Source organism: Gluconobacter sp. (assembly GCF_047722525.1).
Taxonomy (GTDB): Bacteria; Pseudomonadota; Alphaproteobacteria; order Acetobacterales; family Acetobacteraceae; genus Gluconobacter.
Genome location: NZ_JBDNYY010000002.1, coordinates 140,418 through 157,347 on the forward strand (window position 1 = coordinate 140,418; position 16,930 = coordinate 157,347).

The 16,930-nt window shown below is 59.7% G+C and carries 19 protein-coding genes; 16 read left to right on the forward strand and 3 right to left on the reverse strand.

What is annotated here, in order from left to right:
* The first annotated feature begins 26 nt into the window (after positions 1 to 26).
* The 5 genes from moaC to ABF859_RS02690 all read left to right on the forward strand — a co-directional run bounded on the left by moaC (position 27) and on the right by ABF859_RS02690 (position 2,758).
* A complete protein-coding gene (gene moaC, locus ABF859_RS02670) occupies positions 27 to 509 on the forward strand; it encodes a cyclic pyranopterin monophosphate synthase MoaC (RefSeq protein ID WP_062447451.1) in 483 nt (160 codons plus the stop codon).
* Positions 506 to 1,345 (forward strand): NTP transferase domain-containing protein, encoded by an 840-nt coding sequence (locus tag ABF859_RS02675; RefSeq protein ID WP_415525904.1) that lies wholly within the window; start codon positions 506 to 508, stop codon positions 1,343 to 1,345. The genes moaC and ABF859_RS02675 overlap by 4 nt, the downstream gene beginning before the upstream one ends.
* Positions 1,342 to 1,842 (forward strand): molybdenum cofactor biosynthesis protein MoaE, encoded by a 501-nt coding sequence (locus tag ABF859_RS02680; RefSeq protein WP_415525906.1) that lies wholly within the window; start codon positions 1,342 to 1,344, stop codon positions 1,840 to 1,842. The genes ABF859_RS02675 and ABF859_RS02680 overlap by 4 nt, the downstream gene beginning before the upstream one ends.
* A 110-nt stretch (positions 1,843 to 1,952) precedes the next feature.
* Positions 1,953 to 2,543, forward strand: a complete 591-nt coding sequence (locus ABF859_RS02685; protein ID WP_415525908.1) for a hypothetical protein — start codon at positions 1,953 to 1,955, stop codon at positions 2,541 to 2,543.
* An 8-nt stretch (positions 2,544 to 2,551) separates the two neighbouring features.
* Positions 2,552 to 2,758, forward strand: a complete 207-nt coding sequence (locus ABF859_RS02690) for a hypothetical protein (protein ID WP_415525910.1) — start codon at positions 2,552 to 2,554, stop codon at positions 2,756 to 2,758.
* A 131-nt stretch (positions 2,759 to 2,889) separates the two neighbouring features.
* On the opposite strand, the gene ABF859_RS02695 is transcribed toward ABF859_RS02690, so the two are convergent.
* Positions 2,890 to 4,029 (reverse strand): type III PLP-dependent enzyme, encoded by a 1,140-nt coding sequence (locus ABF859_RS02695; protein WP_415525912.1) that lies wholly within the window; start codon positions 4,027 to 4,029, stop codon positions 2,890 to 2,892.
* 511 nt (positions 4,030 to 4,540) lie between these two features.
* Here ABF859_RS02695 and ABF859_RS02700 point away from each other — a divergent pair.
* Entirely contained in the window at positions 4,541 to 5,488 is a 948-nt protein-coding gene (locus tag ABF859_RS02700; protein ID WP_415526177.1) for a YihY/virulence factor BrkB family protein, read from the forward strand.
* 51 nt (positions 5,489 to 5,539) lie between these two features.
* Here ABF859_RS02700 and ABF859_RS02705 read toward each other — a convergent pair whose 3' ends face one another.
* Complete coding sequence (locus ABF859_RS02705; protein WP_415525914.1) at positions 5,540 to 6,190, reverse strand: septal ring lytic transglycosylase RlpA family protein; 651 nt, start codon at positions 6,188 to 6,190, stop codon at positions 5,540 to 5,542.
* Positions 6,191 to 6,343: 153 nt separating this feature from the next.
* On the opposite strand from ABF859_RS02705, the gene aroQ reads away from it, so the two are divergent.
* From aroQ to ABF859_RS02725, 4 genes are read left to right on the forward strand one after another with little or no spacing between them, the layout of a single operon-like run.
* Positions 6,344 to 6,793, forward strand: coding sequence for a type II 3-dehydroquinate dehydratase (gene aroQ, locus ABF859_RS02710; RefSeq protein ID WP_041112562.1), 450 nt, complete (start codon positions 6,344 to 6,346; stop codon positions 6,791 to 6,793).
* A complete protein-coding gene (locus tag ABF859_RS02715; RefSeq protein WP_225198892.1) occupies positions 6,790 to 7,245 on the forward strand; it encodes an acetyl-CoA carboxylase biotin carboxyl carrier protein in 456 nt (151 codons plus the stop codon). Before aroQ ends, ABF859_RS02715 begins: the two co-directional genes overlap by 4 nt.
* Positions 7,245 to 8,597, forward strand: coding sequence for an acetyl-CoA carboxylase biotin carboxylase subunit (accC, locus tag ABF859_RS02720; protein WP_415525916.1), 1,353 nt, complete (start codon positions 7,245 to 7,247; stop codon positions 8,595 to 8,597). The genes ABF859_RS02715 and accC overlap by 1 nt, the downstream gene beginning before the upstream one ends.
* 14 nt (positions 8,598 to 8,611) lie before the next feature.
* Positions 8,612 to 9,181 carry an NIPSNAP family protein gene (locus tag ABF859_RS02725; RefSeq protein WP_415525918.1) on the forward strand — a complete coding sequence of 190 codons (570 nt, stop codon included), beginning with the start codon at positions 8,612 to 8,614 and terminating at the stop codon, positions 9,179 to 9,181.
* An 81-nt stretch (positions 9,182 to 9,262) separates the two neighbouring features.
* Here the strand turns inward: ABF859_RS02725 and ABF859_RS02730 are convergent, their stop codons facing one another.
* Positions 9,263 to 9,952 (reverse strand): YfdX family protein, encoded by a 690-nt coding sequence (locus tag ABF859_RS02730; RefSeq protein WP_415525920.1) that lies wholly within the window; start codon positions 9,950 to 9,952, stop codon positions 9,263 to 9,265.
* A gap of 412 nt (positions 9,953 to 10,364) precedes the next feature.
* On the opposite strand from ABF859_RS02730, the gene edd reads away from it, so the two are divergent.
* The 6 genes from edd to ABF859_RS02760 all read left to right on the forward strand — a co-directional run bounded on the left by edd (position 10,365) and on the right by ABF859_RS02760 (position 16,916).
* Entirely contained in the window at positions 10,365 to 12,212 is a 1,848-nt protein-coding gene (edd, locus tag ABF859_RS02735; protein WP_415525922.1) for a phosphogluconate dehydratase, read from the forward strand.
* Between the two features lie 12 nt (positions 12,213 to 12,224).
* On the forward strand, positions 12,225 to 12,848 hold the full coding sequence (gene eda, locus ABF859_RS02740) for a bifunctional 4-hydroxy-2-oxoglutarate aldolase/2-dehydro-3-deoxy-phosphogluconate aldolase (protein WP_415525924.1): 624 nt from the start codon (positions 12,225 to 12,227) through the stop codon (positions 12,846 to 12,848).
* A gap of 103 nt (positions 12,849 to 12,951) precedes the next feature.
* Complete coding sequence (locus tag ABF859_RS02745; RefSeq protein WP_415525926.1) at positions 12,952 to 13,515, forward strand: metal-dependent hydrolase; 564 nt, start codon at positions 12,952 to 12,954, stop codon at positions 13,513 to 13,515.
* Positions 13,512 to 15,089 carry a bifunctional phosphoribosylaminoimidazolecarboxamide formyltransferase/IMP cyclohydrolase gene (gene purH / locus ABF859_RS02750; protein ID WP_415525928.1) on the forward strand — a complete coding sequence of 526 codons (1,578 nt, stop codon included), beginning with the start codon at positions 13,512 to 13,514 and terminating at the stop codon, positions 15,087 to 15,089. The genes ABF859_RS02745 and purH overlap by 4 nt, the downstream gene beginning before the upstream one ends.
* Entirely contained in the window at positions 15,086 to 15,436 is a 351-nt protein-coding gene (locus ABF859_RS02755; RefSeq protein ID WP_415525930.1) for a hypothetical protein, read from the forward strand. Before purH ends, ABF859_RS02755 begins: the two co-directional genes overlap by 4 nt.
* A 157-nt stretch (positions 15,437 to 15,593) precedes the next feature.
* On the forward strand, positions 15,594 to 16,916 hold the full coding sequence (locus tag ABF859_RS02760; protein WP_415525932.1) for a hypothetical protein: 1,323 nt from the start codon (positions 15,594 to 15,596) through the stop codon (positions 16,914 to 16,916).
* The last annotated feature ends 14 nt before the right edge of the window (positions 16,917 to 16,930 follow it).

Here is a 16,930-nt window from a genome sequence, read left to right on the forward strand (position 1 = left end):
GTGACCAGACCGGGAGATCGAAGACGATGAAGACGCTCACCCATGTCAACGAGCGCGGCGAGGATCCGCGCATGGTCGATATCAGCGGCAAGGATGTGACGGAACGCAGCGCTCATGCTCAGGCGCGTCTGGTTTTCCCGTCCGAGATGGCGCGGACATTGTCGGACGCCGGGTTCATGACAGCCAAGGGGGCGGTGCTGACCGTGGCGCAGATTGCTGGCGTGATGGGTGTGAAATCGACGTCACAGCTTATTCCGCTGTGTCATCCGCTGTCGCTTAGTGGCTGTCGGGTGGATATCACGATCGAGGGCGATGAAGCGGTGATCGACTGTCGGGTGTCCTGCAAGGGGCGGACAGGCGTGGAAATGGAGGCGCTGACCGGAGCCTCCGTGGCGGCGCTCACGATCTACGATATGTGCAAGGCCATGTCCCACGACATGGTTATCCGCGAGGTTCGTCTGATGGGCAAGGCCGGGGGCAAGCGCGACTTCCAGCGGATTGAATCATGACACCGCTTTACGGTCTGATTCTTGCTGGGGGTGCCAGCCGTCGCATGGGAACGGACAAGGCCGCGCTTGCCTATCACGGCAAGCCGCAGCTTCAGGTGGCTTTCGATATCCTGTCTCCTGTTGTGGAGCGGTGTTTCGTATCGGTGAGGGCCGCCCAGCACGCCGATCCGCTACGGGCAGGTTTTCCGCAGATCGTCGATACGGTGGAGATTGACGGCCCTGCTGCGGGGCTTCTGTCGGCGCATAAGGCTTTTCCGGGCGCGGCCTGGCTGGTGCTGGCCTGTGATCTGCCGATGCTGGATCGTGGTACGCTCGACACCCTGATTACGGCGAGGGACGGGGAGCACGTGGCGGTATCCTATCGCAGCGAGTTTGACGGTCTGCCCGAACCGCTCTGTGCCATCTGGGAGCCCGAGGCGCTGGATCGGCTGGAAAAGCAGGTTGAAGGCGGTCGGATCTGTCCGCGCAAGCTGCTGATCAACAGCCCGACAAAGCTGCTGGAGCCGCATCTGCGTGGTGCGCTCGATAACATCAACACGCCGGAGGAACGCGACGATGCGACCCGGCGCCTGAAAGATCTGCCGGGAGGGCCGATGATTCGCCTGACACTGGAATATTTTGCGCAGTTGCGGGAACTTGCGGGAACGCGGGAGCAGTCGCTCGAGACTGCTTTCGGGACAGTCGGCCCGCTTTATGAGGAACTGCGCAGGAAATACGCCTTTCCTTTCGAGGCTTCGAAGCTTCGTGTGGCGATCAATGGCGATTTCGCGCCCTGGACGCAGCCCCTGAAGGACGGAGACCGTATCGTGTTCATTCCGCCGGTGACGGGCGGATGAGCCGCTTTCGGATGGCGTCTGAGGCCGTGGATCTGAACGTACTGCGCGAAGATCTGCATCTGGCCGAGGCGGGCGGATTCTGCACTTTCGAAGGGTGGGTCCGCAACAGGAATGAAGGCCGTCCGGTGGATGGCTTGGAATATGAATCCTACGAGGCGCTGGCGCAGCTTGAGGGTGAGCGCATTGTGGCGGAGGCGCTGGAGCGTTTCGAGATCAGCCAGGCTGTGGCGATGCACCGCACGGGGAGCCTGAAGGTCGGGGATGTCGCGGTCTGGATCGGCGTTTCGGCACCCCATCGGGATGCCGCATTCCGAGCCTGTCGCTACATCATCGACGAGATCAAGCACCGGGTGCCCGTCTGGAAGAAAGAGCATTATCTGGACGGGGATGCGGAATGGGTGGCCTGCCATCACTGCCAGACCGCGCCACGCGCGTCGGAAGCTGGAACGCACGACCATGACCACGATCATGGAAGCTGTGGCCATCATCACCACTGACTGGGTGTTCCACGGGGCAGCGTATTTATGCCCTGTGGCGCTTTTTAAGTTGTAATTGCAAATCATTCTCAATTAGGGTGACTCCGGTTCTGCTGATTCGGAGTTTTCCCATGACACGGCTGTCTCTTTCCCTGTCCGACCTTTGCTGCTGTGAACGGCTCGCGCTGTGGAGCATCCGCTGTCTCATCAGTCATTACCGCCTGCCGAACTGCCCCGAGACCAAAACGACGGATGGCCTCTTCCCCGCCTGTTTCCGTCCGGCACTTGACGCCGCGGAAGGGGCTTTTGCTGATGCAACGCAATATCTGAAGTCCGAGGATCTGCCGCTGCTTGCTGTAAATGCACCCGGCATGCAGTCCCTGACGGAGCTGGAAGAGCGGTTTCTGCGAGGAATCATCGCGGCCCAGAATGAGGGCCAGCGGGATGTCTTTGTTCTTCTGGCGGAAGTCTTTCCGGACCGGTTCGTCCAGGGCTGCCTTGCGATGGCGCTGACGCTGCTGGCCGACTGCCTCGCCGGGGCAGGGCACTGGTTGCCGAAAAACATGCTGAGAGACGAAACCACGATTTCCGGTGGCGGAGCGCTGTCCTCGATCAATCGCTGGCGATCGGTCAACCCGTCGCGGATGCGCGTCCTGTGGCCACAGGACGGTGGCCCGTTACGGGGCGGCATGTCGCATGATGCGAACAGGATGATGCACTGATGGTGTTGATGAACAGGCACCCTTCCCGGGACAGGGCCACCTCGCAGCATCCTGGTCTGGAAGAACTGGAACACATGACGGTCTGTCTGCTTCTGCTGGCGGTTGGGGTGGTCGGGTTCTGCTGGCTGGCTTGCCTGAACCTTGAAATTTCCGCCGATGATCTTCTTGTGGCACTGGGATACCAGTCCGAACTGGAAGCACCCTTCCGGGGATAATTCCTTTCCCCAGAGGGGCTTTCCTAGAAAGTCTAGGGTCCCCCAGCGCCGCCTGAACGGGCTGTGTGTGCCTGGGTTTTATACCGGACGGGCGGCCGGCCCCGTTGGGTAACGGGACCGGTGAAGCCGTTTCAGATGTAGTATTCGGTCAGCGGGGGAAAGCCGTTGAAGCCGACCGAGCAGTAGGTCGAGACATAGGCACCGGTGGCGAGGATGTCGATGCGGTCGCCACATTCAAGAGAATCCGGCAGGGAAATGCGGTTCTTCTCATACATGATGTCCACGCCATCGCAGCTTGGTCCGGCGACGACGCACGGAGAGTGCGCCCCGTCCTCCGAATCGCGGGAGGTGCGGAAGGTATAGCGGATGGCCTCGCCTTCGGTCTCCGCCAGACCACCGAAGCGGCCGATATCGAGATAGACCCAGCGTGGATCGCCGGCCGCGCCACCGCGACGGCTGACGAGGATCACCTCGCTCGATACCACGCCCGACTGTCCGACCATGTAGCGGCCGGGCTCCAGCAGGATTTCGGGTGCGCCATCCGGGAAATGCGTTTTCAGGGATGCATGGATCGTATCGGCGAAATCCTGCACCGATGGCACGTTTTCGCGGTAATGCGTCGGGAAGCCACCGCCCAGATTGAGCATCTGGAGATCCACGCCCTGGGCACGCAGGTCATGATAAAGCCCTGCGGCCTTGGCGATGGCGTGATCGTAGGCGGCCACGCCTGTCTGCTGGCTGCCGACATGAAAGGAAAGGCCGTAAGGCTTCAGGCCAAGCTCGCGGGCACACAGCATCAGGCTCCGTGCGTGGTTCAGTGTCGTGCCGAATTTGCGCGACAGGGGCCAGTCCGCACCATCGTTCTCGACGGCGAGGCGGCAGAACACGCGTGCGCCGGGGGCATGCTTTCCGAGCTTTTCGAGTTCCTCGATGCTGTCGAATACGAACAGGTCGATGCCCAGTTCATGGGCCTCACGGATCCAGGCAGTCTTTTTCAGCGTGTTACCGTAGGAGATCCGGTCCGGCGTGGCGCCGGCATTGAGGCACATCCGGATTTCCGCAATGGAGGCTGCGTCAAAGGACGAGCCCAGAGCGACGAGCCGGTCGAGAATGGCCGGGGCCGGATTGGCCTTGATGGCGTAATAGATTTTCGCTTCCGGCATCGCGCCATGCAGGGCGCTGTAATGCGTCTCCACGACGTCGAGATCGACGACGAGGCAGGGGGTTGCCGGCTGCTGCTCGGCAAGGAAGCGGGTGATTTTGGGAGTCATGACACTCAATTCCCAGAACCGGACTCGTCAGGGAACGATATCGCCCTGCGAGTATGTTGCGAAACGGTCGAACGGACCGGCGAATAGCGGGAACCCGTATCGGGTGGATTCCTGAAGGCCAGAACGCTTGACGTCGTTGCGTAACCTCGAGTGGGCCAGTGGCACGTGCGTTGCTGCGTGAGGCGGGCATATGGGACCAAATGCCCCGTCGTGCAACCGATAATTTTGCATTGTGACGGTTTTGCCAATATTGGTGAGCCGAATCAGGGCGAATTCGGAACGCTGAAGGCTTCTTCCGCGTAGGTACTGGCTCGTGTCGTTCTATCGGGGAAGGGGTCTGTTACCTTCCGGACCGGAACGGGATGAGGCCGAGACTGCTGCCCCCAACAGGAAACTGCCGAGGACACCCTGCGTGAGTCTGACACCCGAATCTGCGACCCTCTCCGGCTCCCGGGACGTGCTGGAACAAGCCGTACCTTCGGAGCCTGAAAAGTCTTCTGCCGCGGCAGCCGTGAACGATCCGGCAGGCGCGGCGTCTCGGGACCGGCTGCATCATGCGGCCTGGCGCGTCGTCGCCAGACATCTGTTTGCCGAGGTCGGGTCCAGCCAGACGTCCCTGTCTGCGGCGGGATGCGCGTTTTACGCCACGCTCTCGCTCTTTCCGGCCATTTCCAGTCTGATCTCGCTGTATGGTCTGGCGTTTGATCTCCAGACGGTCGAACCCCAGCTTGAGGTTCTCCGACATCTCCTGCCCCCCTCGGCTTATGATCTGATCGGGGACCGGATCCACGAGCTGATTTCCCAGCCTCATTCCTCACTGACGATCGGACTGATCTTTTCGCTTTCCGTTGCGCTGTGGTCCGCTTCCGCGAGTACGAAGTCCGTTCTGTCAGCCCTCAATATGGCCTATAATGCGCAGGAAACGCGCAGTTTTCTGAAGTTTCAGGCTGTTGCCCTCTCGACGACACTGACGGCCATTCTTGGGGCAGCGCTGACTCTGGCCCTGATGGTGGCGGCGCCTGCGCTGGTGGATTATCTGCCCCGCCATGTCAGCTTTCTGAGCGACCCGCCGTTTCCGGTCGATCTGCTGCTGTCCTATGGCGCACCCATGGTCGTGCATACACTGGCACCGATCCTGATGCTGCTGTTCGTCTTTATCGCCGTAACACTGCTCTACCGTTTCGCGCCCTGTCGCGTTCATACGCAGTGGCGCTGGATTTTTCCGGGTTCGGCGCTGGCGACGATCCTGTGGGTCGTAACGTCGCTCGGATTCTCATGGTATGTCGCGCATTTCGCGAGCTATGGCGCAACCTATGGACCGCTGGGCGCGGTGGCGGCCATCATGATGTGGTTTTTCGTCAGCGCGTATGTCGTGCTGTTCGGGGCTGAACTGAATGCAAGCCTCGAGGCTCGGGCTGGTCAGGGTCAGGCCGTGTCACCGCAGTCCGCTTCGGTCTGAGACCTGTTCCGCTGGACTGTTCTGAGAAGAGCAGCCCAGCAAGGCGTAATCTTAGCGGTGATGATGGGGGATGCGCTGGGTATTGCCACCCCGCCGGGAGACAGGCGCTGCTCCGGTTCCCGCGGCCTGAATGGCCTGTGCGCTCGTGTCGGACGGGTCGGCTTCCGCGACTTCGGGCTCGGGGGCCGGTGTCATGGACGGAGCCTTCTCGGTCATCTTTGCGATCGTGACATGAGCTGTGCCCGCGCCGAGCATCCCGATCCTTGCCGCTGCGGCATGGGACAGGTCGATGATGCGGCTGTTGAAGGGGCCACGATCATTGACCGTCACCACAACCGAGCGTCCCGTGTCCTGTGAGGTCACGAGGAGTTTCGTGCCGATCGGCAGGGAAGGGTGAGCCGCCGTCAGGTCGTTGGTATTGAAAACTGCCCCGCTGGCGGTGCGTCGTCCGTGGAAATGCCGTCCGTACCAGCTCGCCACGCCATGCTGGGACCAGGCATGTGCGGCCTGATGCGCGCGGTTGGCCAGTGCGGTCCGGACGGAGTCTGCCCAACTCGTCCGCGGCGTTCCCTCAATAGCAGACTCGTCACTCGCATGAGCGGTGTGATGGCTGGCCAGACCCGCGAGAGCGACGGCGAACGTCATGCTGCGGAGCGGGATGAAGCGGAAGGGATTGCGAAGGACAGACAGATCAAGGCGCACTATATCAGGTTCTTCTCCAGTGGACGGAACGGGCTCAGACCCTGCCAGATAGCACGAAAATGCAGCCCTGTCGCCTTTTGGACGCCCTGAAGACGGCAGGAATAGGGCGATGACGCTTTCATGACGGCTCCGAAAGTGCTATCGCGCGGCCAGATGAAACGCCCTCTGATCACCGTTCTCAACGGTCCGAACCTCAATATGCTGGGACTTCGCCAGCCCGGAATCTACGGCCATGCCACGCTTGATGATGTCGAGCAGGTATGCATTCAGGCTGCCGAGCGGCTTGATGTCGCCATTGATTTTCGTCAGACGAACGGAGAGGGTGAACTTGTGTCCTGGGTTCAGGAATGTCGCGGCCGTGCAGATGGAATCGTGATCAATCCCGCCGCTTACGGACACACCTCGATTGCCCTGCTTGACGCGCTTCTGGCGGTCGAGCTGCCCGTGGTTGAGGTTCATATTTCCAATATCCATCGCAGGGAGCCGTTCCGTCATCATACCTACGTCTCGCAGGCCGCCATCGGCGTGATCTGTGGCCTCGGCGTCAGGGGATATGCGCACGCGCTTCAGGCAATAACCGACATGATCGAAGACGAAGGATGAGCCGTATGCTCGTGGACAAGGATGCCATTCGGGCATTGGCCGATATTCTGACGGAAACCGGCCTGACCGAAATCGAGATTTCCGAAGCTGACAGCCGCATCCGCGTGGCCCGCAATGTCAGTGTGGTCCAGGCTGCTGCTCCGGCAGCCGCTCCCGCGGCACCTGCTGCTCCGGTCGCGGCAGTGCCCGTCGCCGCTCCGGCAGATCCGGCGAAGCATCCGGGCATGGTTCCGAGCCCCATGGTCGGCGTGGCCTATCTGACGCCGGATCCGGCATCCCCGCCATTCGCCGTTGAAGGTCAGCCGGTCGCTGCCGGTCAGACAATCATGCTCATCGAAGCCATGAAGACCTTCAACCAGATCAAGGCGCCCCGCGCCGGTACGCTGACGAAGTTCCTTGTCGAGTCCGGTCAGCCGGTCGAGTTCGGCGAAGCCCTGGCGATCATCGAGTAATGATTTCCAAGGTCCTTATTGCCAACCGGGGTGAGATCGCGCTGCGGATCCAGCGCGCCTGCCGCGAGATGGGCATCAAAACCGTTGCCGTGCATTCGACCGCCGACGCCGATGCGATGCATGTGCGTCTTGCGGATGAAGCCGTCTGCATTGGTCCGCCGAGTGCGCGTGACTCGTACCTGAATGTTGCGGCCATTCTTTCGGCCGCGACGATCACGGGGGCGGACGCCATTCATCCGGGTTATGGGTTCCTGTCGGAAAATGCCGAATTTGCCGAGACCGTCGAAGAGCATGGTCTGGCGTTCATCGGCCCGACAGCCGAGCATATCCGCACGATGGGCGATAAAATCACGGCCAAGACGACCATGCGCGCGCTTGGCGTGCCGCTGGTTCCGGGCTCCGATGGCGCCCTGCCGGATCTTCAGGCTGCACGTGAAGTCGCTGAACAGGTCGGCTATCCGGTCCTGATCAAGGCTGCCGCCGGTGGCGGTGGTCGTGGGATGAAGGTCGCGCAGACCGCGGATGATATCGAGGAAGCCTGGTCGGTGGCCCGCGCGGAAGCTCGTGCGGCATTCGGCAATGACGAGGTCTATCTCGAGAAGTACATGAACCGCCCGCGTCATATCGAGCTTCAGGTTCTCGGTGACGGGCAGGGCAATGTCGTGCATTTCGGCGAGCGTGACTGTTCGCTTCAGCGCCGCCATCAGAAGCTTCTGGAAGAAGCCGGTTCACCGGCCCTGACGGATGCCGAGCGTGAGGAAATCGGTCGCACCGCAACCGAAGCCCTTTCGCGGATGGGCTATCGCAACGCGGGGACGCTCGAGTTTCTGTATCAGGACGGCCAGTTCTGCTTCATCGAGATGAACACGCGTCTTCAGGTCGAGCATCCGGTGACGGAGATGGTCTGTAACGTGGATCTCGTGCGTGAGCAGATCCGCATCGCATCCGGTGAGCCGCTCGGTTACACGCAGGCTGACGTCAAGATGTCCGGCCATGCGATCGAATGCCGTATCAACGCCGAAGATCCGGAAACCTTCATGCCGAGCCCCGGCACGATCAAGGTGTTCCATGCTCCGGGTGGGCTGGGTGTGCGCATGGACAGCGCCATTTACGCTGGCTATCGCATCCCGCCTTACTACGACAGCATGATCGCCAAGCTGATCGTTCATGCCCCGACCCGCGCCGAAGCCATTGCCCGCATGCAGCGTGCCCTGGACGAATGCGTGGTTGACGGTGTGAAGACGGTTATCCCGCTTCATCAGAAAATTCTGGCGGATCCGTCTTTCCAGAAGGGGGATTATACGATCCACTGGTTGGAAAATTTTGTCGCTGCCCAGCAGGCAGGAAAATAAACCGGAGTCAGCCCATGAGTTACGCAGAAACCATCGTTCTTGATGTCCGCATCGGACAGATGCCGCAGGTGGTTTCTGCACTCTCCGGGCGCGACGGGCTTGCTGTCTGGGTGAGTGAAATCGGTGTACTGAACCGGGTTATCCTGTTCCGGACGGCAGGAACCTGTTCGGAGCTTCTGGAGGGGCGTCCGGAACTGCTCGCTGCGATTCCGAAAGAGGCAGTCCAGAGCGTCGAGGTGACAAGCTGGCGGGTCATTTCCCCACTGCTTCCGGCCGGGGAGCACGGCAGCATCTATGAATGGCGCTGTTACGAAATGAAGCTCGGTCAGGCCGGGGATGTGGAGGAGGCTTTTGCCGCGGCTGTTCCGGGGCGGCTGGAGCTTTCTTCGCTTGTCTGCGGGATGGTCTCGATCGAAGGGACGCCGCGACTGGCCCATATCTGGCCGTATGCGGATATGAATGCCCGTCTGGAGATTCGTGCCCAGGCGGTGGCAAGTGGTGTGTGGCCGCCCCGGATCGGGAGCAATCTGGTCGCTATGGAAAATGCGATCCTGCTTCCGGCACAGGGTTCGGCCTGGAGTTGAACTCTGATCGGCGCGCATAAAAAAGCGGTGCAGGGCAGACCTGCACCGCTTTTTTTTGTGTAAGCGACCGGTGGAAGCAGATTACTTCGTAGCTGCTGCCGGAGCCGGAGTGGCGGGTGCCTGAGCCTCGACCGCGTTTTCGGAAACGAAGATCACCGAGTCCAGAGCCTGATTCAGCGCATCGACGGCATCCTGAGGGTGGTGGCCTTCGGTGAAAACGGTTGCGCGATAGACTGCGCCCTGAACCGGCGTGATGGGGGCGAGGGCCAGAATGAAGTCCGTATCCTCGCCAACGACCTTCATGGTCTCGGCCGCCTGATCCGTATTGCCGGATTTCAACTGGGCATTTGCCGAGGCAACGGCCGTTTTCTTTTCCGGGGCAAGGGTTTCATTCACGATGAACTCACCACCAACCGGAAGCCAGTCGGTCTGGCCAGCGACAGGTTTATGGGTTGCTGCAACGGGATGCTGCGGGGCCGGGTGCAGATCGTTTTCGGCAGCCTGAAACTTCTTGTCGGCCTTGTCAGCAGCGGCGAGGCGCTTCTGGGCGTCATAGAGCGCCGGGATAGCCGCTTCAGTCTTGCCGGTCGTCTGAAGGATGTCACGGGCGTTCAGGATGTCCTGAAAGGCACGCTGTCCATCAGCGGAAAGATGATGAAAAGCGCGGTGTGCCTTGAACTGCTCCCAGTGTGAGTGAAGTGAAGCGGCGCCCGCAAAAGGTGTCGCGCAAAAAAGGGCTGAAATCGCAGCCATGGCGGGAATGAATTTCATGATATCGGCTCCGTCAATATTCGGTTCTGACTCTCATCGATATTTCATGGAGGCCGATCGGGCAAATTACCGATCATTTAGTGACTGTCAGGATGCCCTGATCCTTTTGCCGGGGACATCGGAAGGCATGAAGCACTCCGTACAGGGGGAAGGCGGACTTCTGAAAACGGTTATTAACACATCTAATTCGTATTATTGCGCCAGAAATGTTATTTTTGGAACTTAGAAACCGGATGGCATGAGACATTGAAATAAAAATGGAGATATCGGGGTTTTCATTGGACGGGTGGCTTGCTCTGGGGAAGGGCATTCCGTATGTACGGTGCCTCAATCACGATACCGTGCCTTGCGCCGGAAAGTCGGCCTTTCCTGAACGCATTGCAGGCATCAGCCGAGTAGCGAGTATTTCCAGATGTCTCTGAATCCCGTCGTCGAGAGCGTGACTGCCCGTATCATCGAGCGTTCGAAAGTCTCCCGCCGTCGGTATCTGGCCTTGATGGAGCGTAACCGCGCCAAAGGCGTGCTCCGGCCCAAGCTAGCCTGCGGGAATCTGGCCCATGCCATCGCGGCGTCCAGCCCTGACAAGCCTGAACTGATGCGTCCCACCGGGACCAATATCGGTGTGATCACGACGTATAACGACATGCTCTCGGCACATCAGCCGTACGGCCGTTATCCCGAGCAGATCAAGCTGTTCGCCCGTGAAGTCGGTGCGACGGCCCAGGTTGCAGGTGGTGCGCCGGCCATGTGTGACGGTGTGACGCAGGGGCAGGAGGGGATGGAGCTGTCCCTGTTCTCCCGTGACGTGATCGCCATGTCCACGGCAGTCGGGCTGAGTCACGGCATGTTCGAGGGCGTGGCGCTGCTGGGCATCTGCGACAAGATCGTGCCGGGGCTTCTGATGGGCGCGCTGCGCTTCGGCCATCTGCCGGCCATGCTGATCCCGGCCGGACCGATGCCGTCCGGCCTGCCTAACAAGGAAAAGCAGCGCATCCGTCAGCTCTATGTGCAGGGCAAGGTCGGGCAGGACGAACTGATGGAAGCGGAAAACGCCTCCTATCACAGTGCCGGAACCTGCACGTTCTATGGCACGGCCAATACGAACCAGATGATGGTCGAGATCATGGGTCTGATGATGCCGGATTCTGCCTTCATCAATCCCAACACGAAGCTGCGTCAGGCGATGACCCGCTCGGGCATCCACCGTCTGGCTGAAATCGGCCTGAACGGCGAGGATGTGCGTCCGCTGGCTCAGTGTGTGGACGAGAAGGCCATCGTCAACGCGGCGGTCGGTCTTCTGGCGACGGGTGGTTCGACCAATCATTCGATCCATCTTCCCGCGATTGCCCGCGCAGCCGGTATCCTGATCGACTGGGAAGACATCAGCCGTCTGTCTTCTGTGGTCCCGCTGATCACGCGCGTTTATCCGAGTGGTTCCGAAGACGTGAATGCGTTCAACCGCGTGGGTGGTATGCCAACCGTGATCGCCGAACTGACTCGCGCGGGGATGCTGCACAAGGACATCCTCACCGTCTCGCGTGGCGGTTTCGCCGATTACGCACGCCGCGCGTCTCTGGAAGGCGACGAAATCGTCTATAGCCATGCAAAGCCGTCCACTGATACGGATATCCTGCGTGATGTTTCCTCGCCGTTCCGTCCCGATGGCGGTATGCGTCTGATGACGGGCAATCTGGGGCGCGCGATCTACAAGAGCAGCGCCATTGCGGCTGAGCATCTGACTGTGGAAGCCCCCGCGCGGGTCTTCCAGGACCAGCATGACGTTATCACGGCCTATCAGAATGGCGAACTCGAACGTGATGTTGTCGTGGTTGTCCGGTTCCAGGGGCCGGAAGCCAATGGCATGCCGGAACTGCACAAGCTGACCCCGACACTGGGCGTGCTTCAGGACCGTGGCTTCAAGGTGGCTCTGCTGACGGATGGGCGCATGTCGGGCGCGAGCGGCAAGGTGCCGGCGGCCATTCATGTTGGTCCCGAAGCGCAGGTTGGCGGCCCGATCGCCCGTGTGCGCGACGGTGACATGATCCGTGTCTGCGCCGTGACGGGACAGATCGAGGTTCTGGTGGATGCGGCGGAGTGGGACAGTCGCAAGCCGATTGCGCCGCCGCCGCCTGCTCTTGGAACGGGACGGGAACTGTTCGCGCTGATGCGTTCGGTGCATGATCCGGCCGAGGCTGGCGGGTCCGCGATGCTGGCCCAGATGGATCGCGTGATCGAAGCCGTTGGCGACGACATTCACTAAGGAACATTTTTCATGATCGATACTGCCAAACTTGATGCCGTCATGAGCCGCTGTCCGGTCATGCCGGTGCTGGTGGTCAATGACGTGGCGCAGGCCCGTCCGATGGCCGAGGCTCTGGTGGCCGGTGGACTGTCCACGCTGGAAGTCACGCTGCGCACGCCCTGTGCCCTGGAAGTCATTGAGGAAATGTCGCAGGTTCCCGGTGCGCTCGTCGGTGCGGGCACGGTGCTGAATCCCTCTGACATGGACCGGGCCGTGAAGGCGGGAGCGCGCTTCATCGTCAGCCCGGGACTGACCGAGGCGCTGGCGAAGGCATCCGTCGAGCATGACGTTCCGTTCCTGCCGGGTGTAGCCAATGCCGGTGACATCATGCGCGGTCTCGATCTGGGCCTGTCGCGCTTCAAGTTCTTCCCGGCCGTGACGAATGGCGGCATTCCGGCGCTCAAGAGTCTGGCGAGCGTTTTTGGCAGCAATGTCCGTTTCTGCCCGACGGGCGGCATTACGGAAGAGAGCGCACCGGACTGGCTGGCTCTTCCGTCCGTGGCCTGTGTCGGCGGTTCCTGGGTGACGGCCGGCACGTTCGATGCGGACAAGGTCCGTCAGCGCGCGACGGCTGCAGCTCTGCTGAAGGTCTGATCCGGAAAAGCGTTTCACGGATACACACATCATGTTGTGGTATCCGTGAACGTTTTGTGAACAAATGGTTTGCGGGACGTGCCGAAGCAGATCATAAGGGGGCGTGACCGGACGTTCCCATCTGCTGATTGGCGGCTTTGCCGTGTTGTGCGCCATGCGCTGGCATATGCTGTCGCCCGAACCGTTTTCCCTCTGCACGGGCCTGCTGGGTAGCCTCCTGCCAGACCTTGATACCGAGCGCTCCATGCTTGGCAGTCGGCTGAAAATCCTTTCCCGTTTTCTGGCAAAAGCCTTTGGCCATCGGGGTCTGACCCATTCCGGTGTGATGCTGCTGGTGGCTGCAGCCATCATCAATGGCCTGAGGGGGCCTGAAAGCCTGCATGGCCCCTGGGGCGCGCTCCTTCTTGGGGCTGCAACACATATTGCCGTGGACCTCCCAACAGGCGGCTGCCAGTTGCTGGCTCCTCTCAGCCGCTCGCGACTCTCGCTCTGGCCCTATGTCCGGACTGGCGGGATCGGGGAAATCATGCTTCTTGTGCCCATCCTCTGCCTTCTGGGCTGGGCAGGATTTTCCGGAAATGGCCCTCTTCCGGGTCATGTTCCTCAATCTGTGCATCACTCGCGGTTGCGCGGACATGTTTTGAAGGATATTTCATTCTCATCATGACTGAGACCCGACTCCCCGTCCGTCGCGCCCTCCTCTCCGTTTCTGACAAGACGGGACTGATCGAACTGGGGCGTGCGCTCGCCGCCCACGGTGCGGAACTGCTCTCGACGGGGGGCTCAGCAAAGGCCCTTCGCGATGCGGGTCTGACAGTCAAGGACGTCTCGGAGCATACCGGCTTCCCTGAAATCCTGGACGGCCGGGTCAAGACCCTCGTCCCGCAGGTGCATGGGGGCATTCTCGGCCGCCGCGATTTTCCGGCTCATGTCGCGCAGATGGCGGAACACGGCATTGCGCCGATCGATCTGGTCTGTGTGAATCTTTACCCGTTCGCCGCAACGGTGGCATCGGGTGCCGGGGATGAGGACTGCATCGAGAATATCGATATCGGTGGCCCTGCCATGATCCGCGCCGCCGCCAAGAACTTCGATCATGTGGCGATCCTGACAGATCCGCAGCAGTATGCCGCGGCTATCGCGTCGCTGGGGCACGGGGGGACGGTTCTGGCCGAGCGTCGCAATTATGCTGCTTCCGCCTATGCTCATACAGCCGCTTATGACAGCATGATCTCACGCTGGTTCGCCAAACAGGCCGGCGAAATCCTGCCGCCGGTCCTGACCCTGAGCGGGACCCGGGACGATCTGCTGCGTTATGGCGAAAATCCGCACCAGAAGGCGGCTTTCTATCGGGACGGAAGTCAGCGTCCGGGTGTCGCGACAGCCCGCCAGCTTCAGGGCAAGGCGCTGAGCTACAACAATATCAACGACACGGATGCAGCCTTTGAGGCTGTGGCTGAATTCGATGAACCGACAGTCGTGATCGTCAAGCACGCCAATCCATGCGGCGTGGCCTCCGCGTCTACTCTGGAGCAGGCCTGGATTGCGGCCCTGCGCTGTGATCCGGTCTCGGCTTTCGGTGGTATCGTTGCAGTCAACCGGACGCTGGATGGAGCAACGGCCCAGAGGATCAGCAAGATCTTCACGGAAGTGATTGTTGCACCCGATGCCGATGCGGAAGCGATCGAGATCCTCGCCCGCAAGAAGAACCTGCGCCTTCTGCTGACCGAAGGCATGCCGGATCCGACAGCCGAAGGGCTGGCGTTCCGCTCGGTCGCGGGCGGCTTCCTGGCTCAGACCCGTGATGCGGGCCGTGTGACGGAAGCCGATCTGAAGGTCGTGACCAAGCGCGCACCGACGGCTCAGGAAATGAAGGACCTGCTGTTTGCGTTCCGTGTCGCAAAACACGTGAAGTCAAACGCTGTCATCTATGTCCGTAACGGGGCAACGGTCGGCATTGGCGCCGGACAGATGTCCCGGGTGGACAGCGCGCGTATTGCAGCGCGCAAGAGCGAGGACGCTGCGAAGGAAGCCGGAGAACGCGCACCGCTGACGACCGGTTCGGTCGCGGCTTCGGACGCTTTCTTCCCCTTCGCTGATGGTCTTGAGAGCGTTGTTGCGGCAGGTGCTGTGGCTGTCATTCAGCCAGGCGGCTCCATTCGCGATCAGGAGGTGATCGATGCGGCAGACGCTGCCGGGATCGCCATGGTATTCACCGGCATGAGGCATTTCCGACATTGAAAACGCTCGCTTTCGCCAGCCTGGTCCTGGCTCTGTCCGTCTCCGCAGCCAAGGCTGCTCCCTGCGTCTATGACATGACGCCGCTGCCGGTGACGCAGGGGATCGTCTCCGGCATCACGCCTACGGGCGTGAAGCTGCGCGATGGCACGACAGTTATTCTTCCGGATGAGTTTCTGGCAAATGTTCGTCTGAACCAGAAACTGGCCGTCAGGGGACTGGTTTCAACGGCAACGCATACAGTGCAGGCATTGGCGCTTGAGGGAAATCCGCCTGTATGTCCAAGTACACCGACCATTCCGCGAGGTCCTTTCGCGGGTTCCCCGGCATACGACGCTATTCATCCTTGAGACAGGGTGCTGCGGTCTTTCCATATCCCCGGAAAAGCCTGATGAAAGGGTTTTTCCAGGGGATGTCCCTTAGGGATCGTTAAACGCTTTCTTTACAATTTTTGTGCCAACATTTTCGCGGATTTCCCATTGTCAGCGGATCCGGAGGCACAAACTTTTGTCACATGTCACGACATCCGCATCTTTAATGACGACCGGACCCGGGCGTGGCGAGCTTGCGCCTGGCACCCAACTGGCTTCGAATGAGCGCTTCCACGATTTTCTGGAAAGCTATGTGCACCCGAAGACGCCTGCGCATGCTCAAGTCAGCCAGAAAAATACGATGGACAAGCCGCAGGCCCTAAAAGCACAGGGCTCAGACAGCAAATCTTCAAATCAGCTTCCAAAAACCAGAGCTCCGACAAAATTTGATCGTTCTGCTGCCACGCAGAATGAAGCTACGGATTCAAATCGTCATATTATTGCGACGAAATCAAATATCGTGGCTAAAGATATGCCTTCAGATCGGGTGCAGAAGAATACGCTGGGATTAAACAGAGAACAGAATCAAAAAAACGGACTCAATCAATTTCAGCAGGAGGTGAAAGGGAAAGAAGCTGGAAAAATAGAGAAAATCAAAAACAATGATGAACAAAATGTAGAAAAAGAAATTCCAGAAGACGGTTTATCTGAATTACCTGATAATAATTCAGTCGTACAGTCATCGTCAGATGTGAACATTTCTGAGGGGGGGCAGGCTACGCCAGCTCTGGAAAGTCAGGAGCAGGAAGCCGAGCCGAAGCCGTCTGACAGTACTGACCTGTCATTGGAGCATGTATCGGTAGAAGTCTCAGCTCAAAAAGACAGGGCGTCGCAGATAACGACAGAAAGTCTTCCAGTAATGGAAAGTGTCGATGGATCAAAGCCAGTGATGTCGATGGAAAATATTCCCTTGGCTCACATGGAATCAACTCCGGAAAAAACAATATCTGCCGAACCGGTGGATGAGACATCTTTCGCTTCTCAGTCAGAAAAGGCATCGGAGGCGGCAGACTCTGAAGAGCGGATTTCGCGTCATGATGAACAACAGCCTTTACTCTATCAGAAAATCGACGGTGGAAACGCGACAACTCATATCGAAATGAGTATCGGGAATCATGAAAAAGTACATGTAGAAATTGGCGGAGATGCCAATAAAGAACATCGTATCCACATCAATACAGATAATCCCGAAGTTTACCAGTCGCTCAAAGATGATCGCGACACATTACTGGCGACGATAACTCAGAATTCGGTTTCGATGACTGACCTCCAGCCCCTGATATCGCCAGATATCCAGGTCAGTCTTTCAGCCCCTTCATTTCTTGACATGTCGTCCAACGGCAAACGGCAGGAAGAAAACAACCAATCTTCAGGCGCAACGCGTGGTGCTTCAACGGCAAACGCAAGCCCCGTAGCAGAACGTCGGGTTTTGCGTGGTGTCGTCGATCTTACCGTCTAACATAGGATTAGAGT